General features: G+C 64.0%; 23 protein-coding genes. 11 read left to right on the plus strand and 12 right to left on the minus strand.

The window, feature by feature from the left end:
• Nucleotides 1-5 precede the first annotated feature (5 nt).
• Together BMW74_RS11845 and BMW74_RS11850 are read right to left on the minus strand one after the other, a co-directional pair.
• On the minus strand, nucleotides 6-1,358 hold the full coding sequence (locus BMW74_RS11845; protein WP_093419316.1) for an MATE family efflux transporter: 1,353 nt from the start codon (nucleotides 1,356-1,358) through the stop codon (nucleotides 6-8).
• Nucleotides 1,359-2,013: 655 nt separating this feature from the next.
• On the minus strand, nucleotides 2,014-2,307 hold the full coding sequence (locus BMW74_RS11850) for a hypothetical protein (RefSeq protein ID WP_093419321.1): 294 nt from the start codon (nucleotides 2,305-2,307) through the stop codon (nucleotides 2,014-2,016).
• A 154-nt stretch (nucleotides 2,308-2,461) separates the two neighbouring features.
• On the opposite strand from BMW74_RS11850, the gene BMW74_RS11855 reads away from it, so the two are divergent.
• From BMW74_RS11855 to BMW74_RS11875, 5 genes are all read left to right on the plus strand, one after another.
• Nucleotides 2,462-2,764 carry a MazG-like family protein gene (locus tag BMW74_RS11855; protein ID WP_093419326.1) on the plus strand — a complete coding sequence of 101 codons (303 nt, stop codon included), beginning with the start codon at nucleotides 2,462-2,464 and terminating at the stop codon, nucleotides 2,762-2,764.
• Nucleotides 2,764-3,513, plus strand: coding sequence for a methyltransferase domain-containing protein (locus tag BMW74_RS11860; protein WP_093419329.1), 750 nt, complete (start codon nucleotides 2,764-2,766; stop codon nucleotides 3,511-3,513). The genes BMW74_RS11855 and BMW74_RS11860 overlap by 1 nt, the downstream gene beginning before the upstream one ends.
• An 11-nt stretch (nucleotides 3,514-3,524) precedes the next feature.
• Nucleotides 3,525-4,133: a DUF4136 domain-containing protein gene (locus BMW74_RS11865; protein WP_093419334.1), complete on the plus strand. Its 609-nt coding sequence runs from the start codon at nucleotides 3,525-3,527 to the stop codon at nucleotides 4,131-4,133.
• A 39-nt stretch (nucleotides 4,134-4,172) separates the two neighbouring features.
• A complete protein-coding gene (locus tag BMW74_RS11870) occupies nucleotides 4,173-4,730 on the plus strand; it encodes a DUF4136 domain-containing protein (protein ID WP_093419339.1) in 558 nt (185 codons plus the stop codon).
• 211 nt (nucleotides 4,731-4,941) lie between these two features.
• Nucleotides 4,942-6,882, plus strand: a complete 1,941-nt coding sequence (locus BMW74_RS11875) for a pilus assembly protein TadG-related protein (protein WP_093419344.1) — start codon at nucleotides 4,942-4,944, stop codon at nucleotides 6,880-6,882.
• Between the two features lie 175 nt (nucleotides 6,883-7,057).
• On the opposite strand, the gene BMW74_RS11880 is transcribed toward BMW74_RS11875, so the two are convergent.
• Both BMW74_RS11880 and BMW74_RS11885 read right to left on the minus strand, forming a co-directional pair.
• A complete protein-coding gene (locus tag BMW74_RS11880) occupies nucleotides 7,058-9,826 on the minus strand; it encodes a PAS domain-containing sensor histidine kinase (protein ID WP_093419349.1) in 2,769 nt (922 codons plus the stop codon).
• The gene (locus tag BMW74_RS11885) at nucleotides 9,823-10,269 is read right to left on the minus strand and encodes a TadE/TadG family type IV pilus assembly protein (RefSeq protein ID WP_093419352.1); all 447 of its coding nucleotides are present in this window, start codon (nucleotides 10,267-10,269) and stop codon (nucleotides 9,823-9,825) included. Before BMW74_RS11885 ends, BMW74_RS11880 begins: the two co-directional genes overlap by 4 nt.
• 75 nt (nucleotides 10,270-10,344) lie before the next feature.
• Here BMW74_RS11885 and BMW74_RS11890 point away from each other — a divergent pair, with 75 nt between their 5' ends.
• Entirely contained in the window at nucleotides 10,345-10,815 is a 471-nt protein-coding gene (locus BMW74_RS11890; protein ID WP_093419356.1) for a prepilin peptidase, read from the plus strand.
• Between the two features lie 127 nt (nucleotides 10,816-10,942).
• Nucleotides 10,943-11,728 carry a response regulator transcription factor gene (locus BMW74_RS11895; protein WP_093419428.1) on the plus strand — a complete coding sequence of 262 codons (786 nt, stop codon included), beginning with the start codon at nucleotides 10,943-10,945 and terminating at the stop codon, nucleotides 11,726-11,728.
• 143 nt (nucleotides 11,729-11,871) lie between these two features.
• On the opposite strand, the gene BMW74_RS11900 is transcribed toward BMW74_RS11895, so the two are convergent.
• Genes BMW74_RS11900 through cpaB form a run of 8 tightly spaced genes read right to left on the minus strand, consistent with a single transcriptional unit; the run spans nucleotide 11,872 to nucleotide 19,358 of the window.
• Nucleotides 11,872-12,153, minus strand: a complete 282-nt coding sequence (locus BMW74_RS11900; protein WP_093419361.1) for a DUF3613 domain-containing protein — start codon at nucleotides 12,151-12,153, stop codon at nucleotides 11,872-11,874.
• A 17-nt stretch (nucleotides 12,154-12,170) separates the two neighbouring features.
• Nucleotides 12,171-12,893 (minus strand): tetratricopeptide repeat protein, encoded by a 723-nt coding sequence (locus BMW74_RS11905; RefSeq protein WP_093419366.1) that lies wholly within the window; start codon nucleotides 12,891-12,893, stop codon nucleotides 12,171-12,173.
• A gap of 10 nt (nucleotides 12,894-12,903) precedes the next feature.
• Nucleotides 12,904-13,791 carry a type II secretion system F family protein gene (locus BMW74_RS11910; RefSeq protein ID WP_093419370.1) on the minus strand — a complete coding sequence of 296 codons (888 nt, stop codon included), beginning with the start codon at nucleotides 13,789-13,791 and terminating at the stop codon, nucleotides 12,904-12,906.
• 1 nt (nucleotide 13,792) lies between these two features.
• Complete coding sequence (locus BMW74_RS11915) at nucleotides 13,793-14,677, minus strand: type II secretion system F family protein (protein ID WP_093419375.1); 885 nt, start codon at nucleotides 14,675-14,677, stop codon at nucleotides 13,793-13,795.
• Between the two features lie 18 nt (nucleotides 14,678-14,695).
• A complete protein-coding gene (locus BMW74_RS11920) occupies nucleotides 14,696-15,970 on the minus strand; it encodes a TadA family conjugal transfer-associated ATPase (protein WP_093419378.1) in 1,275 nt (424 codons plus the stop codon).
• The gene (locus tag BMW74_RS11925) at nucleotides 15,967-17,157 is read right to left on the minus strand and encodes a CpaE/TadZ family protein (protein ID WP_093419383.1); all 1,191 of its coding nucleotides are present in this window, start codon (nucleotides 17,155-17,157) and stop codon (nucleotides 15,967-15,969) included. Before BMW74_RS11925 ends, BMW74_RS11920 begins: the two co-directional genes overlap by 4 nt.
• On the minus strand, nucleotides 17,154-18,383 hold the full coding sequence (locus BMW74_RS11930) for a type II and III secretion system protein family protein (RefSeq protein WP_093419386.1): 1,230 nt from the start codon (nucleotides 18,381-18,383) through the stop codon (nucleotides 17,154-17,156). The genes BMW74_RS11925 and BMW74_RS11930 overlap by 4 nt, the downstream gene beginning before the upstream one ends.
• A gap of 21 nt (nucleotides 18,384-18,404) precedes the next feature.
• Nucleotides 18,405-19,358, minus strand: a complete 954-nt coding sequence (gene cpaB / locus BMW74_RS11935) for a Flp pilus assembly protein CpaB (RefSeq protein WP_093419390.1) — start codon at nucleotides 19,356-19,358, stop codon at nucleotides 18,405-18,407.
• A gap of 332 nt (nucleotides 19,359-19,690) precedes the next feature.
• Here cpaB and BMW74_RS11940 point away from each other — a divergent pair, with 332 nt between their 5' ends.
• From BMW74_RS11940 to BMW74_RS11955, 4 genes are all read left to right on the plus strand, one after another.
• Nucleotides 19,691-19,894 carry a Flp family type IVb pilin gene (locus BMW74_RS11940; RefSeq protein ID WP_093419394.1) on the plus strand — a complete coding sequence of 68 codons (204 nt, stop codon included), beginning with the start codon at nucleotides 19,691-19,693 and terminating at the stop codon, nucleotides 19,892-19,894.
• A 51-nt stretch (nucleotides 19,895-19,945) separates the two neighbouring features.
• Entirely contained in the window at nucleotides 19,946-20,359 is a 414-nt protein-coding gene (locus tag BMW74_RS11945) for a response regulator (protein WP_093419399.1), read from the plus strand.
• A gap of 201 nt (nucleotides 20,360-20,560) precedes the next feature.
• Nucleotides 20,561-20,764 carry a Flp family type IVb pilin gene (locus BMW74_RS11950; RefSeq protein ID WP_093419404.1) on the plus strand — a complete coding sequence of 68 codons (204 nt, stop codon included), beginning with the start codon at nucleotides 20,561-20,563 and terminating at the stop codon, nucleotides 20,762-20,764.
• A 223-nt stretch (nucleotides 20,765-20,987) separates the two neighbouring features.
• Nucleotides 20,988-21,333, plus strand: a 346-nt coding sequence (locus BMW74_RS11955; protein WP_139208403.1) for a toxin VasX, incomplete at its 3' end; no start/stop codon positions are given.

Consider the following 21,333-nt stretch of genomic DNA (forward strand, 5'->3'; position numbering starts at 1 on the left):
TCGGCTCAGTGCGCGCCGCCGCCTGCAAACCAGCCATCGTTCCTGCGCAGCTGCCAGGCGAGCGCGCCCAGGGTCAGGCTGCGCAGCACCATGAACAGCAGAAAACTCAGCCACAGGCCGTGGTTGCCCAGCCCTTGCAGGGCCCAGGCGCAGGGCACCAGCAGCAGGACGCTCAACAGCATGCCGTTGCGCATTTCCCGTGCCCGGGTGGCCCCGATGAACAGGCCGTCGAGCAGGTAGCTCCACACCGCGATCAACGGCAGGACCGCGAGGTAGGGCAAGTAGTTGAACGCCGTGTCGCGCACGTCCTGGATGTCGGTTTGCATCTCGATGAACAGGTGCCCGGCCAGCAGGAACAGCAAGGCGAAGCCCAGGCTGGCGATCAATGACCAGCCGCCCGCCACCACCAGCGAGCGGCGCAGGGCCTGCCGGTCACGGGCACCGATGGCGTGGCCGCACAGGGCTTCCACGGCATGGGCCAGGCCGTCCAGCGCATGGGCCGTCAACAGCAAGCCGTTGAGCAGCAGCGCATTGGCGGCAACCGTCGCGTCGCCCAGCCGGGCGCCTTGCACGGTGATCATGAAGAACACCGACTGCAGGGCCAGGCTGCGAATGAAGATGTCACGGTTGACGGCCAGCAAGGGGCGCCAGCTGTGCCACAGCGCCAGCGCCGCCCAGGCGATATGCCCAGGATAGGCGCGCAGGGCGCTGCGGGTCAGGGCCAGGCCCAGCAGGGCGCCGGTCCACTCGGCGATGACCGAGGCGCGGGCGGAGCCGACCACGCCCCAGTCCAGGCCCATGACGAACCACAGGTTGAGGACGATGTTGACCAGGTTGGTGGTCAGCAAGATCGCCAGCGGTGCCCGGGCGTTCTGGGTGCCGAGGAACCAGCCGACCAGTGCGTAGCTGGCCAGCGCCGCGGGTAAGCCGAACAGGCGGGTGTGGAAGAACTCTCGGGTCAGGTGTTCCAGTTCGGCCGATGGCTGCATGAAGTGCAGGGCCACGCCGCTGAGGGGTACGCCCAGGGTGCCGAGCACCAGTGACAGGCCCATCGCGAGCAGCAGGCCTTGCAGGAGGATTTGTCGCAGGGCCGCGCCGTCCCCGCGCCCGGCGGCCTGGGCGGCGAAGCCGGTGGAGCCCATGCGTAAAAAGCCCATGGCCCAGGCCAGGAAGGTGTAGAGGCTGGCACCGACCGCGACGGCGCCCAGTTGATGGGCGTGGGGCAGGTGGCCGATGACGGTGCTGTCGACCAGTGCCACCAGCGGTACGGAGATGTTTGACAGGATCATGGGCGCGGCAAGCCCCCAGACACGGCGGTGGGTCGGGCGATCGCGCCAGTCGGTGATTAGGGTGGGCATGCGGGCTCCTTGGGAGCGGGCATTGTAGCGGTAGAACCTTGAGTCTGTGGGAGTGAGGCTGACAGTTGATTCATTCCTTGCGGTTGTACTGCGAGTCACTGTGCGGGCTTGTCGGATCGCCGCACCGTCGCGAAGGCGGCCTGATGCTGGCGGATGTACCCCAACCCAAGCTGTGGGAGCGGGCTTGCTCGCGAAGGCGACCTATTGGTCGACCAATCTCTTGCTGGTGTACATATCCATTGCTGCGGCGATGGCTGCTGGCGGTTCCGCCCTTACGGCGGGTCACTTTTTCAAGCGCCAAAAAGTAACCAAAAGGCTTTGCCCCGAGCGTTCGGCCCCTCGCTTAGGCTCGGGGTTCCTTCGCTGCGGTATCCCTCTGGGGGCATCGCTCTCCGGTTGGCTTCGCTGCACCTCCACGCGATGTGTTCGACTGCGTCGAACGGCGCTGTGCGCCAGTCCCCAGAGGGACACCTTCGCTCAGCCTGCCGATGGGGCGGGTGGATCAAAAGCCAGATCAAGATCAAGAGCTGCAGGCGAGCTAACGCTCGGCCTGTTGAGTGGTGGAGAGCGGAGTGGGGTGGCTGGGAGTTTGGTGGGAGCGAGACCGGCTTGCCGGCGAAGGCGGTCGGTGTCTCCCACAACAATCAGCTGTGGCTCAATGAATCACCCAGCTCAGTACCCACAAGCCCAGCACCAGCCAGATGACCCCGGCGATGATGGATGCCCGCAGGAAGGCGCGCACGGCGGAGTACAGCAGCATCAGGCCGATGATCAGGATCAGGATGCTGATGATCGAGGTGTCCATGCCCAGGGCTTTGGACAGTCCATCGACGAAGTTGCCGCTGGCTTGGGTCAAGGCGTTGAACACGCCGCTGAGGCTGTCGACGATGAAGCGGATGATCGAGCCCAGTGCCTGGCCGAGCCATTCGGAGAAGCTTTCTACCTGCATGTGTGCATCCTGGTCAAAGAGTGGGCATGGCGTTGGCCATGGCCGGTGGCGGTGAGTTGCTGTCAAGCATAGAGGTTTGTTGGCCACAGTAGGGTGCTGACAGCTTGCTTCCTGCCTTCATCCGCCCGAAGCTATACGCCTTCAGGAGAGCCCGATGAACCTTGTTGAACTGACCGAACGCCTGCACCGCATCCGCGACCAGAATGACTGGCGGCAATTTCACAGCCCGAAAAACCTGGCCATGGCCGCCAGTGTCGAGATGGCCGAGCTGGTGGAAATCTTCCAGTGGCTCAGCGAAGACCAGTCGCGCCAGTTGCCGGCGGATAAGCTGGCTCACGCCGGGCAGGAAGTGGGCGACATCGTGCTTTACCTACTGTTGTTGTGCAGTGAGTTGGGGTTGGACCTGGACCAGGTGGTGCGCAGCAAGCTGGCCGACAGCGAACGGAGATTCAGCTGATGAGTGACCGTCATTTCGATCAACTGGCCACCCGTTTCGCCGAGAAGATCTACGGGGGCGCCAAGGGCGCGATTCGCCTGGCGGTGTTGCAGGCCGACCTGGCCGAAACCTTGCCGGATCGTCCGCTGCGGGTGCTGGATATCGGCGCCGGCCTGGGCCATATGTCGTTGTGGCTGGCCGAGCGTGGCCATGCGGTGACCCTGGCCGAGCCGGCGGAGCCGATGCTTGAAGGCGCACGCCAGCGTTTCGCCGAGGCCGGGCAGACCGCGACTTTTATCCAGGCGCCGTGGCAGGAACTGCTGGGGCAACTCACCGAACCCTACGACCTGGTGCTGTGCCATGCGGTGTTGGAATGGCTGGCCGAGCCCCATGCGATTTTGCCGGTGTTGCACCAACTGACCAAGCAGGACGGCTGGCTGTCGCTGGCGTTCTACAACCGTGACGCGCTGATCTACCGCAACTTGCTCAAGGGCCATTTCCGCAAGATGCGCAAGAACGACATGGCCGGCGAGAAGCAGAGCCTGACCCCGCAGATGCCCCTGGACCCGCGCGAGTTGGCGGCGCAACTGGATGGCCTGTGGACCGTCGAAACCCAGAGCGGCGTGCGGGTGTTCCATGACTACATGCCCGTTGAGTTCCAGGCCCGCGCCGAGTTGATCGACCTGCTGGAGATGGAACTGGCTCACCGTCGCCACCCGAGCTTTGCCGGGCTGGGGCGTTACTTGCATTGGGTCTGCCGCCCCGTCTGATGGAGAACACCATGAACCGCCGTTTGGGATTGATCGTGCTGTGCCTGGGGCTTGGCGCCTGCCAGAGCAGCAATCCGTATGTCGCCAGCGCCAAGCCGTTGCCGCCGGCACCGCCGCAAGCGGCCAACACCTTCGATCGCAGCGCTTACCCGGCGGCGCCCCGGGATTACAGCCGGTATCGCAACTGGGCCTGGCTCAACGGCCAGTTGCCCAACGGTTCGGCCTGGGCCGACTCGGCGCAGCTCGCCGAAGTGGTGAGCAATGCCTTGGACCAACGCGGTTTGCGTCCACTGCACGACACGCGTGCGCCAGATTTGCTGGTCAGTGCGGACCTGCGCCAGGAAACCCGCCTGCAACAAGTCCAGGACGATTATGGCTACGGCGCCTATGGCGGCTACAACCGCTATGGCAATGGTTACGGCATGTACAACTCGGTGCCCATCGTGCGCACCTATCAGATTCAGGTGCTGGTGGTGCGGGTCAACCTGTTCGATGCCGCCAGCGGCCAGCCCGTGTGGAGCGCCAGCGCCGAGACGGGGCTCAAGGGCGGTGAACTCGAGCGCGGCGACGCATTAAGGGAGGCTGTCGAAAAGGCGCTGGCGGCGTATCCTCCCAGCTAATGACGCGCATTCGTGCCTGGGTCTAATCGGAGAACCATCATGTTCCGTCGCCTTGCCTTAGTGGCTTGCGCTGTGTTGCTCAGCGCTTGCCAGTCCAACCAGGTCAATCACGATTACGACGCCAGCCGCGACTTCGCGGCCTACCGCAGTTGGACCTGGAAAGAGCCCGCCCTGCAATACCGCCCCGATGACCCGCGGATCAAGAGCGACTTGACCGAACAGCGCATCCGCCAGGCGGTGACCGAACAGCTCGATCAGCGTGGTCTGCGGCCTGCCGCTGCCGGTACCCAGGGCGATGTGATGGTGCAGACCTACCTGATCATCGAGGATCGCCAGCAGCAAGTGACCACCCACTACGGCGGTGCCTGGGGTAATCCATGGAACGGCTACTGGGGCGGGCCGATGTACAACGAGACCCGCAACATCACCTACAAGGTCGGCACGATCCAGATCGACCTGCTCGACGGCAAGGACGGCAGGCTGGTGTGGCGCGGCAGCGACGAGCAAATCCTCAGTGGCAGCCCCGACCCGACGGACCGCACCAACGCCATCCGCCAGACGGTCACCCAGATCCTGAGCAACTATCCACCCAGGTAGGACCCGTGTGGGAGCGAGCCTGCTCGCGAAGACGCCGGCCCCTTCGAAATGTGTAGTGGCTGGCACACCGCATTCGCGAGCAGGCTCGCTCCCGCAGGTTCAGTGCTCAACTCATCCACAGGTTCAATGGTCAGCGAGTTGATCGTGGCCACGCAGCGTTCAGCCGCTCTACTACACTTCGAGCACTACTGGAGGTGGCAAGGAGTGCTCGATGTCTCCCCGTGTTTCGTTTCACGGCCCGGCGCGCCAGCGTGGGGTCATTGGCTTGATGGCGGCGGCGACCTTTGGCGTGGCGTTGTTGTTCGCCCTGCTGGTGATGGACAGCGGCCGGCTCTACCTGGAGCAACGCAAGCTGCAGCGGGTGGCGGACAACGCCGCGCTGGAGGCGGTCAGCCGTAGCGGTACTTGCCTGCCGGGCCTGACAGCCGCCGCCTATGCCAAGCAAAGCGCGGTGCGCAACGCGTTCATCGTCGGCCCCAGCAGCACCCTGACCATCAGTTGTGGTTCATTACTCACCAACGCGGGCAGCGGCCTGCGGACCTTCGCGGTCGACGCCACCCAGGCGGCCGCGGTGAAGGTGGTGGCCACCAACACGGTTGCCACCACGGCGGTGCTGGCGCTGCAAGCGCTGTTCGCGGGCACCACGGTGAGCGCCAACACCCAGCTCACGGCCACTGCGGTGGCCGCGCAGCCCAAGCCAACCCTGGCGCAATTGAGCATTCGCAGCACCCTGCTCAGCGTCGACACGACCCGCTCGGACCTGCTCAACCCATTGTTCTCCAACCTGCTGGGCGGCAACGTCAGCCTGACGGCCGTGGGGTGGAACGGCCTGGCCAATACCAACGTCAACCTGCTCCAGTTCATGAACCAACTGGCGTTGAAACTGGGGGTCGCCGCCGGGGACTACACCACACTGCTGCAGACCCAGGGCACGGTTACCCAGTTCCTGCAGGCCGCGGCAACGGTCGCGGCGGCGGGGGGCGCGACGGCCGATGTGGCGACCGCGCTGGGCAGCCTGCAGGTCGGTGCGATCAACGCCCCGGGGATCAAGCTGGGGGACATCCTGCAACTGCAAACGGGCACCACGGCGGCCGGCCTCGATGCCTCGGTGCAGTTGTTCCAACTGGTCCAGGCCTTTGTGCAACTGGCCAATAAGAACTCGGCGGCCACGGTCGCCTTGCCGGTCAACCTGCTGGGGCTGGCGGGCGTCAACACCCGCATCAAAGTGATCGAGCCTCCACAGTTCTCGGCGGTGGGCAACCCCGCGCTGGCTGCCGCCGCGCCTCAGGGCGTCAATCAGATCTACGTCAAAACGGCGCAGGTGCGGGTGTTGATCTCGGTGAGTTCGTCACTGATCGATGGCGTATTGGCCACGGCCAACACCTTGTTGAGCGTGGTGCTGGGCCTGATAAACACCTTGCTCAGCGGGTGCTTGTTAGGCTCCAGTTGCACGCAGACCGATCTGCAGATATTGCCCAGCCTCAGTCTGGATGTCGGGATCGAGGCGGGCGTGGGCAGCAGTTATGTCACCAACTACTCCTGCAGCAACAGCCCGACCAGTACCAGCCTCACCGCCACCACGGAGATTTCGGCATTGCAGGTCAAGATCGGCCGCATCAACCCGGCGCTCTGGTTTTCTTCCAATGCCGGTGCGGCGCTGAGCCCGATCACCTTGGTCGATGTCGGTACGCTGGCCTGCGAGGGCCCGCTCGGTCCCAGGAACTGCGCCGCGCGCGTGCCCTTTGGCGGCGGCGGTTCGCAGATCATGATCAACAGCCCGGTCCTGGGCACCAGCGATCCTAATTACACCTACAACAATCCCAAGCCGATCAATGTCGACCCCGCGCCGCTGCACGTCGTGACGGTAACGGATGCAGTGGGCAGCTTGAGCGGGACGCTGGGTGGGATTAAGTTGATTTCCCATGATCCCACCCTCAGTGGCAGCTTGATTGGCGCGTTGCTCGCGACCTTGACCTCGACCTTGACCACGATTCTGTCGTCGTTGATGAGTGTGATCAGCGGTGTGTTGTCGCCCTTGGTCGATCCGATCGTCAACACCTTGTTGTTCAACCTGGGGATTAACGTCAACGAGGTCGACGTGGGCTTCAATCTGACCTGCGGCCAGACCGGCAAGGCTTACCTGGTGATCTAGGTCGATCCTTTGTGGGCGGGCTTGTCGGATCGCCGCACCGTCGCGAAGGCGGCCTGACAGCCGGCCAATCTCTTGCGGATGTACCCCAATCTAGACTGTGGGAGCGAGCCCGCTCGCGAAGACGGCCTACCCGCCGACCTGATTGTTCAGGTGTCCCCAGGGGCTCTGTGGGGGATCACGGTTGCAGTGTCGAGTCGCCCGGTACGATCGGCAATTCGATGCAAAAGCGTGCGCCCTCCACGGCGTTGCGCACGCTCAAGGTGCCGCCCATGTTCTGGACGATGCCGTAGCTCACCGACAGCCCCAGTCCGGTGCCGACACCCACCGCTTTGGTGGTGAAGAACGGTTCGAAGATGCGTTCCAGCAACCGCGGGTCGATGCCGCCGCCGTTGTCTTCGACCCACAGCCGCACCCAGTGCTCGTCGCGTTCGGCGTGCACCGAGATCCATGGGCTGAAGGCGGTGTCTGCCTTGCGCTGGCTGAGCAAGGCATCGCGGGCGTTGACCAGCAGGTTGATCAACACCTGTTCCAACTGATCGACATGGCCACGCACGCTGACCGCAAAGCCGATCTCGCTGATGCGCAACTCAACGCCCTTGCCGCGCATGCCTTCGGCCAGCAATGACAGGGTGCCTTCCACCGCGAGTGCCGGGTTGAAGGGCTGCTGCTCGGTTTCCGAGCGTCGGCCGAACACGCGCATGTGGTCCACCACCCGGGCCGCCCGTTGCACCTGGGCGTCGATGCGATTGAGTTTGTCTTGCAGGTAGTCGATCGGCACCTCGCCGTTGCTCAGGCGCTTGAGCACGTTGACGATGGCCATGCGCATCACGTTCAGCGGCTGGTTGATTTCGTGGGCCAGGCCGGTGGCCATTTCGCCGAGGGTGGCCATTTTGGCGCTCTGGGTGAGTTGCTGCTGCGAGCGCCGGACTTCAGTGTTGTCGCGGCCCACCGCCTGGATCTCCAGCAGGTGCCCGTGCTCATCGAACACACCGCGATCGGACCACACCCACCAGGCGTGTTCGCGCCCGGGCAGTTGCAGGCAGATCTCGGCGGTGCTGACCGGGAGCTCCGGGGTCAGTTGGGCGATACGCTGGGCAAAGGCCGCGCGCTGTTCGCTGGACATCCAACTGCCCAGGTCGACGCCGGGCAGTTGTTGCGCGGTGCACTCCAAGTAGGTCGCCAGCGGACGGTTGCCGAAGGTCAGCGTCAGGTCGGGGCGATAGCGGCAGATCATCGCGGGCGAGTCTTCCACCAGGATCCGGTAGCGCTCTTCACTGCGCTTGATCTGTTCGGCGGCCAGGGTCGCTTCGGTGACGTCCAGCCACAGCCCGACCGCCTCGACGGGTACGCCGAGATCGTTGCGCAGCAAGCGGGCTTCGTCGAGTAGCCAGTGGTAATCACCTTGCCGGTCGCGCAGGCGATAGCGCGCGCTGGCGTTGCCCTCGCGCAGCAGTTGGCGGGTGCGCGCGAAGTACAGCTCGCGGTCCTCGGGGTGGACCTGTTCGAGCAGGGTGTGGTCGGTCAGGTCCTCCCGTTGCCAGCCCAGCAGCGGCAGCAGGCTGTCGCTGAAGAAACACGGGTGCAGCGCGCCTTCGGCATAGCGCTGCACATAGATGACCGCCGGCGAGCTGGCGATCACGTTGTCCAGGCGGGCGTGGGCGGCAGCGGCGTGTTGCTCCTGATGCTTGATGTCGCTGATGTCGAGCATGAAGCCCACTCGCCGTCGCTGTTCGCCGGTGCCCAGGACCTGGCCTTGCAGGCGATACCAGCTCGGCGCCTGGGTCGGGTCGCGGTGGTGCACGCGCACGCACATCAACAAGGGCTTGTCGTCGCGTTGCAGTGCGTGCAAGCGGCTTTGCAACTCGGCGCGGTCGGCGGGGTGGATCAACGCCAGCCACTCGGCCAGGGTCAGCCGCGAGTGCTCCAGGTTCAGGGTCTGGGCCAGCGGCGGGGCCAGTTGCACATCGGAGGCTGGGCCGAGCAATTCCCACCAGCCGGTGCCGAGCAACGCTTGCAAGGCTTCCAGGCGCTCCAGTTGCTGGTGCTGCTGGTGTTCACGCAGGCGCGCCAGCAGCGGCCCGGCCAATGCCGCGACAAGCCGCAGCCAGTCCTGCTCGCCCAGTGGCGCGGGCTGTTGCGGTGTCGGGTAAAAGCCGCAGAGCAGCCAGGCGCCGACGCCGCGGTCGTCACGATAGGGCACCAGGAAACCCTCGGCATTGCCAAAGGCATCCTTCAAGCGCGGGTGCAGGCCGACGCCGTGGGCCCCGCTGAGCAGTTGTGGGCCGTTGCTGCTCAAGCTGTCGAGGCTGGTGCCCAGTGACTGGCCGGTGTGCCAGAGCTGCGGTGCATCGTGGGCGTTGTACTGGCTGTAGATCAGCCAGCCCTCATCCTGTTCATCGAGCAAGGCGACGGCGACGCAGGGGATATGAAACTGCTGGGCCAGGTCCTGCAGTTGTTCGCGCGTCACCTCGGGCAGGCGCGCCAGGCTGCACAGGCGCAGGCGTTCGCTGAGGTGCCCGGCGAGCGTCTGGCAGGCTTCCCGGCTCAGCGCCTGTTGGCGCTCTTGCAGCAGGTCACTGATGTCGAGCAGTTGCAGCAGCCAACCTTGCGGATGCGCCTGGGCCCAGCCGCGCAGGTGCAAGGTCTGGTTGCCCAGGCCGGGGAAGTCCAGGTCCAGGCTCTGCCCGTGCCAGTGCGCCGGGGGACCTTCGACCGCCAGCCGGCTATGGGGCCGCAGGTAGTCGATCAGGTGCCTGGCGTCGCCGGCGGGCAGGTGCCGGGCCAGCAGGTGGCGCAGTGGCCCGCTCATTTGCAGGACTCGGCCCTCGGGGTCCAGCAGCAACTGCAGCCCCAGGTGCTGCGTGTCCAGGCTCGAAGGCGCGGTGATCTCCAGCATGGGCGGACGTTTGAGCAGTCGGCCGAAGAGCTTTTCCCCGGACATCAAAACTGAATGCTCGATTGCGCGGAGAGGGTGGCTGGCAGGCTGGGCACCGTGCCCACGCCCGGCAGCACCAGGAACGGGATGACCTGGGCCAGCTTGCTGCTGGGGTAGTTGACGCTGGCGGTCAGCACGCCGCCGGTGTAGGCGGCGCTGGCGTTGCCGCCGGCGCCGTAGGTGATGTTGAAGGCGGCGGGCACCCACGACAGTTGCTGCTGCAACACGGTATTGGCCAGGTTCACTACCGCGGTTGAATAGCTGGGGGTGGTGGGGTCCAGCGCGACGCTGCGACGTACCGCCTCGGACGTCGCCTCATTGAACGACTGCATCAACAGCAGCGGCACGCTGTAGCTGACGATCCCATAGAACACGGCGAAGAAGATGACGAACACCAGGGCGAATTCGATCGCAACGGCGCCTTTTTGCTTTTTGGGGAGGTCTGTTTTCATGAGTGCGTCTACCCTGACTACTACGACGTGCTCTCAGCATAGAATCATTCAGCCAAATCGGACGGTTTTTACCGGATGCACAGTTTTGTCCTACTGATCTGGCTGGCGCTTTGCGCAGCGCAGGATGTCCAGCAACGGCATATCGCCAATCTCCTGACGATGGGCGCGGGGTTGTTGGCGTTGGTGTACCTGCTCACCACCGGCACCACCTGGCTGGGCGAACCGGCCGAGCAGGGCGGTTGGGCGCTGGGTTTGGCCCTGCTCTTTACCTTGCCCGGTTATGCCACCGGCAGGATGGGCGCCGCCGACGTGAAGCTGATGGCGACGATCGGTCTGGCGACCGATCCACTGCACTTATTGGGAAGCTTTATCGGTGCCGGGGTGCTCGGTGCCCTGTGGTGTTTACTCGCACCGATGGCCTGGCCGCATATGGCTCAAGGACTTAGAAAACGCATTCCATTCCTCGCCCCCGAGCTGTCAAAAAAACCACCCTTCGCCCCGTTTGTATTCGTCGGGCTGGTGCTCACACTGGTTTGGATCCACTAGTCGCGCAGCGCCGCTATCGCTATGTACATAGTCAGAAAGTACGTCTACTTTCAGCTGTAAGTATTTGTACAGTAATCGGCTGTCTGTACAGGAGTTGTCCGTTCTTGGCCTAAGCATGGAGTGGCGCGTGAATAAGCTTACGTCCGCAGTAAAAGTGTTGGTGGTGGATGACCAACCGATGATTGTCGAGGAGCTGTGCGAGTTCCTGGAAAGCAGTGGCTACTGCTGCGTTCCCTGCGAGTCGAGTCGGCAGGCCATTGAGCGTTTCAGCGAGGACAAGGACATCGGCCTGGTGCTGTGCGACCTGCACATGCCGGACATGGATGGCATCGAGCTGGTACAAGCGTTGCAACGCCTGGCGGGCAAAGGCCGGGCGTTCGAGGCGATCATGCTCACCGGGCAAGCCGACAAGCAGGATGTGATCAAGGCCTTGCGTGCCGGGATTGCCGACTACTACCAGAAACCGATCGACCTGGATGAATTGCTCGAAGGGCTACAGCGCCAGGAAGTGGCCTTGCAGGAGCGCCAGAAGAACCTGCAACTGGGGCACTTGAACCAGAAGTTGCAGTACCTCTCCGAATCCATCAACGACCTGTACCTGGACCTCGACAAGGTGCGCCGGGCACCGGTGCTGGACGCTTCCCGGCAGGTGTCGGGCGAAGACGATGCCGAGCAGGTGCCGATCCCGGCCATTTTCAATCAGCTCTCGCCACGTCAACTGGACGTGGCCCGGTTGGTCGGCAAGGGACAGACCAACTACCAGGTCGCCTGTGAGCTGGGGATCACCGAAAACACGGTGAAACTCTATGTGTCGCAGGTCCTGCGCCTGACCCACATGCACAATCGCACGCAACTGGCGCTGGCGCTGTCGCCGAGCAATTCGTCGATGCGCCAGCGGGTGACGGCGCATTAGGCCGCAGCCCCCTGTGGGAGCGGGCTTGCTCGCGAAGACATCGTGTCAGGCAACGATGATGTCGGCTGACATGGCCTCTTCGCGAGCAAGCCCGCGCCCACAGGCACGGTGTTATCCATGAACCCTTGTGTTTGATCGACTCGCTAACTCCCGCCGCTCCCACTCTGCAAATGCCCTTCCTTGCCCTGTTCAAAAAAGTCCGGGATGTCGTGGCTGAAGCTTTTCAGCCAGCGTTTCATGGCCTGTTCCCGTTCGGTCGCGGTGGCATCCTGGGGGATGGGTGACGCGACCTGATTGCGGCTTTGCAGCACTAGCCAGCCTTCGGTTTCCTGCTGCTGCGCCGAGGATGGGCCGGCGTCGATTGCCATGGCGCTGAGCGGCAGGCTCAACAGGCCCAGGCAGCCGAGTATGTGCAGTTTCGTCATCACCCTTCTCCTGTGGATTACTTGAGGTTTAGCGGCTGTGTATCGGTCACGGCCGCCACCTGGTCTGCGCTGGCGGGGCGGGTCTTGAGTGGTGCCTTGAGTTGTTCGGCACGGGCCTGGGCATCGCTGAACTGCGCCGGGCTCAAGCCGGAGCGGCTGACCACGTCGGCCGCCTGTTGCCAGTTGTCCTGATACAGCAGCAGCGTCACCAGGTTGACCGACGCCAACGGATCGCTTTGCTTGAGTTCAATGGCGGTGAGGAACTCGAACCGCGCCTCCTCAAGGCGCAATTGATTGAGGTACACCACCCCCAGGTCGTTGCGGATCTTCTCGTTGGTGGGCGCCCGTTGCGCCGCCCGTTGCAAGTGGACCTGGGCCTGGGCGTTGTCACCGCGGGCGGCGTACAACTGGCCCAGCCCGTGCTCGGCTTCGGCGGTCACGCAACTGCCCAACAGGCCCCGGTACAACGGCTCGGCTTCGCTGCGCCCGAGCAAGCGATAGACCCGGGCCTTGCGCAGGCGCACTTCCTGCAGGCCGTCGGGCAGTTTCTCCAGGTTCGCCAGGCTGGCGTGCAGCTTGCCGTCGCTGGCCATGTCGTCGGCCAGGTTGACCTCCAGTTCCTGGTCGGACGTCAGCTTGGCGCAACTGCCCGGTCCGGCCAGCGCCGACCAGGACATGCCGCCGTTACTCGCGCAACCGCCGAGCATCAGCACGCTGGCGACCACAATCAATGCTTTCATCAGGATCCCTCTACGACGGAGCAAACGCCCGGGCGATGGCCGTGAAGCCAGGGCCGGCCAGGACAATCAATAAGGCTGGAAACAGGAACAACATCATCACCACGGACATCTTGGCGGACATCTTCGAGATGTACTCTTGCAGCCGCGTCAGGCGACGGTCGTCGAGCAACTGCTTGAGTGCCAGCAGCGATTTCATCGCGCCACCGCCCTGTTGCAGCAGTTGCTGGAGGATGGTGCAGGTGTCGGTGAACTCATCCACCGCCAGCAACTGCGAGGACTTGTTCAGCTCCGGGCCCAGGTCCAGCCCCGAATCGACCCGGGTCAGGATCAGGCGCAGTTCGCGGGTCAATTCCGGCAGCAGTTTTTGCGCCTCGGTACTGAGCACCCGCAGTGCCTGCTCCACCGCCATGCCCGATTCGAACAGGATGCGCAGCAGTGGAATGAAGGTCGAGATTTCCCGGGCGATGGTGTGCTGGCGACGTGCGACGGCGTGGGCCAGCAAGCGCTTGGGCAGCAGATAGCCGACCCCCAGGCCCAGGATCGGCACGATCCATGGGTTCTGCACGTTGGGGTAAAACACCTCCTGGAAGAACACCACCAACCCCAGGGCCAGCAGCGGCGTGCCCACCTGGCAGGCGGCGAACAACGAGCGTTCGCTGGCTTTGCGCCAACCCAGGCGGGCGAGCAGGGTCTGGGTTTCACTGTCGATACTGACCGAGCGCTGGCCGAACTTGCTGTCCCCGAGCACCCGCAGCCAACTGCCGAGCTTGTTGTCGCGCAGCATCCGGCCTTGCAGGCGCTGGGTCACCTGGCGTTCGCGCCGACGTTGTTCCAGCAGGTGACCGAGCAGCAGCACCATGGCCCCGAGGAACAGCAACAGACTGGCCAGGATCGCCATCTCACACGCTCCGCAACATGCGCGTCAGCGCCAGGCAGCCAAACACTTCCAGGCCGGCGGCGGCAAACAGCATGTGCCGGCCCGACGGGTCGTTCCACATGCCCATCAGGTAGCCGGGGTTGGTCAGCATGAAGTAACCGGCAATCAGCACCGGCAACACGCCCAGCACGTAGGCGGTGAAGCGGGTTTCCCCGGTCATGGCGCGCAGTTGCCGGGCCCCTTGCTCGCGTTCGCGGATCAGGGTGATCAGGTTCTCCAGCAGCTCGCTGGCGTTGCCACCGTAGCGATGATTGACCTTGAGCCCCAAGGCCAGCATGCGCAGTTCGTCCTGGTCATACAGCTCGGCAAAATCATTCACCGCATCGGGCAGACTGACCCCCAGTTGCACGTTGCGCTGGATCCGGCTCATGGCGCTCTTCAAGGGATCGGCGCTGGCGTCGATCCCGCCGAGGATCGCATCGGCCAGGGTGCGTCCGGACTTGAGGCTGCGAATGGTGTGATCGAGCATCTGCGGCAGTTGCGAGATCATCTGTCTGAGGCGCATTCGATAACGCACCGACATGTACAGGCGCAACGCCAGCGGCGGTGCCAGCAGCAGGATCAGCAGCCCCAGCCACCCGCCCATCAGATAGCCCAGCAGGCAGGCGAACAGCCAGAGTGTCAGCCACAGGCCCAGGCGTTCGGTGGGACGGCCGAGACCGGCGCGCAGGAAGGCCCGTTCCAGACCCACCCACGCTGGCTTGTCCACGACTTGTTGCGGTTGCCCTTCGGCGAGCCGGCCCAGCACCCGCTCGTTGCTGGTCTGGCGCAGGCCCTGATAGAACAGGCGGATCGACAGCCCCAACAACAGCAGGCACATCAGACTGAGCACGATTGGGCCGATCATCGGGTGCGCCTCGCCATGTCAGTTGAGGGAAATGCCGGCATCCCGGCGCAGCTTGTCGCCGGCGGGGTTGACCGCCTCGCGCAAGAAGCCGAAGCCGGTGCGGCGGTCGAGTCGGAACAAGGTATTGGTGACGTAGACGTCCTCGCGCACGCCCACCACTTCCACCACCTCGCTGACGCAGCGCCGGCCATCGGGCATGCGCGTCAGTTGGATCACCACATCCAGTGCCGCGCAGATCATTTGCCGCAGGGTGCGCTCGGCGATCTGCCGGCCGGTCAGGCCCACCAGGGTTTCCAGGCGCAGCAGCGCGTCCTGGGCATTGTTGGCGTGCACGGTGCTCATGGAACCGTCGTGGCCGGTGTTCATCGCGGTCATCACATCCAGCACCTCGACGCCGCGGATCTCGCCGAGGATGATCCGGTCCGGGCGCATCCGCAGGGCGTTGCGGATCAGGTCGCTGGCCTTGACCTCGCCGTGGCCCTCGGCATTCGGCGGACGGGTTTCCAGGCGCACCACGTGGGGGTGGCCCAGTTGCAGTTCGGCGACGTCTTCGATGGTCACCAACCGCTCATGGGGGTTGATCAGTTGGCTGAGGATGTTCAGCAGCGTGGTCTTGCCGGTGCCGGTACCGCCGCTGATGAGGATGTTGCAGCGGCGCCCGACCGCCTCCTGGAAGAACTCGAAAATCGCCTGGTCGATGGTTTGCATGACCACCAGGTCGCTGCTCTTGAGCATGTCCTTGCGAAACTTTCGAATCGACAGGCACGGGCCATCCAGGGCAATCGGCGGGATGATCGCGTTGACTCGGCTGCCGTCGGGCATGCGTGCGTCGACCATCGGTGACGATTCATCGAGGCGCCGGCCCAGCGGCGCGAGGATGCGCTGCATGACGCGCTCGACGTGATGGGCATCGATAAACCGCAGGTCGCTTTGGTGCAGCACGCCCTCGCGTTCGATGAACACCCGGTGCGGGCCGTTGACCAGGATCTCGGTCACGGCCGGGTCGCGCAGCAGCACTTCCAGCGGGCCGAAGCCGGTGAGCTCGTCGACGATTTCTTCGGCCAGGCGCTCCATTTCGTAGCGGGAAATCGCCAGGTGCAGGCGGGCGATATATTCGGCCACCTTGTCGATGACAAATTGCGCCAACTGCGGGCGGGCATCTTCCAGCAGGTTTTTCCCGGACTCTTCGATGGCATCGATGATGTAGCGATGCAGCACCAGTTTCAGGCCCTCGTGGTCGGTGTTGCCGGCCGGGCTGCGGGCTTGGCTGCCGAAGAGTTTTTCAGTGCTCATTTGCTGCCTCGCAGGCGATTGAGCCAGGTGACCTTGGCTTTCTCAGGGCCCTCGGAGCGCTTGGCCAGGCGCTCGCCCAGGGTGCGCAGACCTTGGGTGAGCGCCTCGCGCGGGGCCAGTTCGAACAGGGTCACGCCCTGGTTCTTGGCGTTGAGCCGCACCTCGGGACTGAAGGCCAGGGTGGCGATCACGTCCAGGCCAAAGCTCTTGCCCAGGGTCTCGGCATCGGGGGAGACGCTGCGCAGGTAGCGGTCCACCAGCAGGCGGGCGTGGTCGAGCTTCATGCCCTTTTCGCGCCACAGGTTGAGCACGTCCAGGTTACGCCGGCAGTCCAATACGCTTTGGTCGGTGTACCACAGCAGCTTGTCGCAATGGCTGACGAAGGTGCGCAGGGCTTCGCTGTCGGGCTGCCCGGTGAGGTTCACCACGATGTGCTGGAAGTGCTGGCGCAAGGCGCTGAGCAGCATGTACAACTCGGCGGCGCTGGTGCGTTCCAGCGGTTCGTCGTTGCTGGCGTAGGCGAGGATGCGCAGGCCGGCGTCGGCGCTGGTGAACGCGCTGTCGATCAAGGTTGCGTCCAGGCGCCGCAGGTGGCGCAGGGCGTCGCCGAAATGGAACGAGCTTTCCAGCCCCAGCAACGCCAGGCTGTCACCCCGCGGCAAGCCGAGGTCGAGTAGCAAGGTCTGTTGCCCGCTCTTTTGCACCACCAGGGCCAGGTGGGTGGAGAGCAGGGCGCCGTCGGCGTTGGCCTGGGTGCCGAACATCACGGTCAGCCCGCCGAGCAGGGTATTGGACGCCACCGGCGGCAGGCGTTTGCTCAGGCGCCGCACCAACCCGGCGACCTCGCTGGAGCGCGAGCCATAGGCGACAAAATCCCGCGCCCCGGCGCGCATCGCGTTGAGCACCAATTGGTTATCCATGCCGTCGCCCAGGGCGACAATCGCCAGCATCGGCTTGGCTTCCAGCGCGCCTTCGATCAACGCGCTCTGGGCCACCACGTGCTCGCGGTCGAGGCCGACAAACACCAGGCTGGCGAAGGTCACATCCACCAGCGCCAGCAACTCATCGAGGCTGCCAGCCCCGGCACTGACCACCTGGCCCAGTGGCGCGAGAGCGCCTTGCAGCCATTCCAGGTCGGTGCTGTTGCGGGTGATCGCCAGGAAGGTCTGGCTCAGGTTCTGGCTCATTGCGATAGCCCGCTGCGCTTGTCGAAGTTGCCGTTCTCCAGGAAGAACATGCGGTAGAAGTTGGGGTCGTAGTTGCGCAGCTTCTCTCCCGGCAGCGATGGCAATTGCGCGTTGGCCGCCAGCGGCTGGACCAGGTGCGGGGTGACGATCATCAGCAACTCGCGTTCCTCGCGGTTGATGGTGGAGTCACGGAAGAACGCGCCGAGGATCGGGATGTCCCCCAGCCCCGGAAACTTGTTCACCTGGGAGCTGTTGGTGGTGCTGATCAAGCCGCTGATGACGAAACTTTCCCCATCGGCCAGGGAGATGCTGGTGTCGGTGCGGCGGATGGTCAGGCCCGGCACGGTGGTGCCGGCGATCTGCACCGCGTTGCTGTAATCCAGCTCGCTGACCTCCGGGGCCACCTTCAGCGAGATGCGATTGCGGCCAATGATGGTGGGCGTGAGGGTCAGGCGGATGCCGAACTCCTTGTACTCGATGGACACGCTGTCGCTGCCGGAACTGGGCACCGGGATCGGTATTTCGCCCCCGGCCAGGAAGCTCGCGCTCTGGCCGCTGAGGGCCACCAGGCTGGGACGCGCCAGGGTGTAGGCAAACCCGCTGCCTTCCAGGGCGTTGATCATCACCATGGTCTTGCCGCCGATCCACGAGAAGTTGAACTGGCCGTTGTCCACCGGCAGCTTGGGCGTGACCACGCCGTCGATGCTCGGCAGGGTCTTGGGCGAGCCGAACAGGAAGTTGCCGCGCGTGCCGAACAGTGACGCCGAGGCTTCCTTGAGCTTGGTGCGGCTGACCTCGACGAAGCGGATGTCGGTCTGTACCTGGCTGGGCAGCAGCTCTTCCTCGGAGGGCAGGTTGCTGGCGCTGGTCATCGCCGCCGTCGCCTTGCCCTGGACAAACACCATGCTCTGGCGCGGCGCGGTGGAGCAGGCGGTCCACACCATCAGGCTGGTGACGCCCTGGGCCATGCCGGTCAGCAGGAAGCTTGAGTGACCGCTGGTTTGCACGTCGGCGATCTTTGGATCGCCAATGGCCAGGCGGGTGATCGCCACCGGAGATTGGATCTGCTGTTGCAGGCCTTCGCCCACTTCCAGCGTGGCCGGCAGTTGGCCCAGGGCGCTGCAACTGCCAGCGCCAGAGGCGGCCAAGGCCATGTCGACAGGCAATCCCGCCAGCAACAGGGCGCAGAGCATACGGTTGAACAGGGGCAGGGGACGGCTGTGCATGGACATGCATCCTTGCTCGATTCAAGGGGTTTGTTGGGTGAGCTGGTTGCCGCGAATGACCTCGATGCCATGGCGGGCTGCCGCGCCGGGTGTGGCGCCAGCGCCCAGGGGCGCGGACGGCGGGCTGGAAAACGCCAGTTGATTGAACTTCATCAGTTGGTTGCTGGCGGCATCCAGGCGTGCGGGCGATTGCGTCTCGCCTGCCCAGTACTTGGCCAGGCGCTGTTCGTCGCTGCTGCGCACGGCCAGGCGCAGGGTGCCAGTCTGCGCGGCGAGCATCAGCCGGCTGAGCAACTGTTCGGGAACGGCCAGGGTCACGGTGCGCGCGGCAACGCGGCGTTGGTCTTGCTTGAGCTTGTCTTCGGCGCTCAAGGCCGGGGTGGCCGGCTTGCCGTCGTTGGTCAGGCCCAGTTGGTCGCCCACCCCCAGCACGCGCATGGCCGGGATGACGATCTGCGCCGACTGCTGCAGGTTGCTGCCGTCCTGGCGCAGGTACAGCAGGATGTCGACGTAGTCCCCCGGGGCCAGTTGGCCGGCGGCGCCCACCACTTCGTCCACGGCCACGGCCAGGGCGCGCTCATCGCTGCGGATCATGCGCGCCAGCGGGCCACCGGCATTGAAGCTGTCTTCGGTGAGCCAGGTGCCAGCGCCGAGGGCGCGCCAGGGGGTGCGGCCGATGGCCTGGTCGACGCTGCTCAAGCTGCCGGCGGGGGCGCTGCGCAGTTTCTCAATCGTCACGTCGGCGGCGGTGAGGGGGGCGAAGGGCGGGACGTCATGCACCAGCACCACCACGGCTTGGCGGGTCTGGTCCTCGACGGTGGCCACGACTTTCTCCACCGTGGCGGGCGTCGCCACCGGGGCAACGGTCGGTTCAACGGCGGGCGTCTGGCGGCTAAGCACCAGGCCCCAATATCCGAAAATAAGGGCTGCAACTAACAACAGACCAGCCAGACCCATGGTGATACGGCTGTTCATGACGGCTCTCCCTATCCTGCTGCACTACTGGCTCGTTGCTTACAACGAGGAAAATTCGCAATCAGGCAGCTATGAACATGCAACGATTTCGCTATTTGAAGGTAGCGCAGCTCTTCCAAAACGCCATTACCGGTTTCAAAAATAACTGGTTAGCTGGAACTAACCGCCTTGTTTGCACTGAATATAAAGGCATGAACTTTGCGACTAATACTTTGTAATTAACCGCTTCTTACACTTGCTGGAGTCGGGTTTGTTGACAATGCTCCGATTGCACCGAGCAATTCTGTTGTTGCCCCGATACAGGCGCCTCAGGCGCAAAAAGGAGAAGTCTGATGTTCCTTAACTTCGTGCGGTATTTGTATGTGCGTTATCAACTGTTCATGACCCGGACGGAGGGCGCATCGGCGATTGAATATGCGTTGATCATTGCGATGGTGGCCTTGGTGGTCATTACCTTTGTCACGCCATTGGGCGGCTCGGTCAAAGGCACGTTCAACAAGGTCGTGACGGCACTGGGTGGCACCGCTGTAACGTGAAGCGTGGTGATGCGAAATCCCCACCGCCCACTTAAGTAACAGGAATCCACCATGAACGCGTCTTCACACCTGCGCCAACAGCTGCTTCTGGTGGACGATGAGGAAGATGCCTTGCTGGAACTCGCGGAGTTGTTGGAGGGCGAAGGCTTTTGTTGCTTTAGCGCAACTTCGGTCAAGCTCGCCCTGCAACAACTGACTCGCCACCCCGATATCGCGTTGGTGATCACCGACCTGCGCATGCCCGAAGAAAGCGGCCTGTCGCTGATTCGCCGCTTGCGCGAGCACACCGCCCGTCAACACCTGCCCGTGATCGTGACCTCGGGCCACGCCGACATGGACGACGTCAGCGACCTGCTGCGCCTGCAGGTGCTGGACCTGTTTCGCAAGCCCATCTACCACGTTCGCCTGCTGGAGACCCTGAACACCCTGTTCCCCCAACCGCAACGACATCGGGTCATTCCCTAGTGTCCTGTCTTGGAAATACGTTACCTTTTTGACGAGCATCTGTTGCTGCCAGGCAAGGCGCCGCGACGAGTCATAGCAGGGCTATGGCGAGGAGTGGCAACGCAGCATGGCGGCGACAGGTGCCGTCAAAAGGGAACAGCTTATTTCCGAGACAGGACACTAGCACCGCCCACAGGCTTATTTCCCAGCAGGAGAAGTCGTATGTTTCTTGAACTCGTGCGCAAGCTGTTTATTCGCGTCCAACTGTTCATGACCCGCAGCGAAGGTGCATCGGCCATTGAATACGCGCTGATCATTGCGATGGTGGCCTTGGTGGTCATCAGTTTTGTCACGCCAATGGGTGGCGCGATCAAAACCACGTTCAACAGCCTGCTCACCCAGATGGGCGCGCCGGCGGTGCCGTGAGGGGGTGAGCGTTCCCACCTGGTTTTCCCCACGCCCAACCATCACACCCGTGGCGAGCGAGCTTGCTCGCCACAGGCTGTTCGAATGTCTAAGTCCGTTGCCAACACAGACAGGCTCACCGAAGAAATACAGAATCAGCCTACGCACTAAAACGAACAGTCCGATTTAAGTTCTCCCGTGCCATCCTCAGAGTTCGCCCCTTTGTTAGCCAAAGGGAGCGCCCATGATCGCGCCTGCCAACCTCGCTGCTGCCACGGCCTCCAAAGCCCGATTCGGCACCCTCGGCACCTGCCCGCTCAAGCAATCCCACGTGCAACTCCTGCCCCTGCGCTACGGCCTGGTGGAGCCAATCATGGACCCCGGCGCCGAGCTGCAACGGCCCTACACCCTGCAAACCCGGCCGCTGGGCGTGCGGCTGTTGCGTGACGGCTGGCTGTACATCATCGACAGCCTCGACAACCAGCTGTACGAGTACCGCCTCGACAACGGCATGGTCACCGAGCTGCTGTTCAAGGGCAAAGCCGTCGGTGTCGATCTGCGGGTGATGTGCGAGGCGCGCCCGGCGCTGG

Origin of the sequence: Pseudomonas sp. ok272, from assembly GCF_900109995.1 — a bacterium.
Lineage (GTDB): Bacteria > Pseudomonadota > Gammaproteobacteria > Pseudomonadales > Pseudomonadaceae > Aquipseudomonas.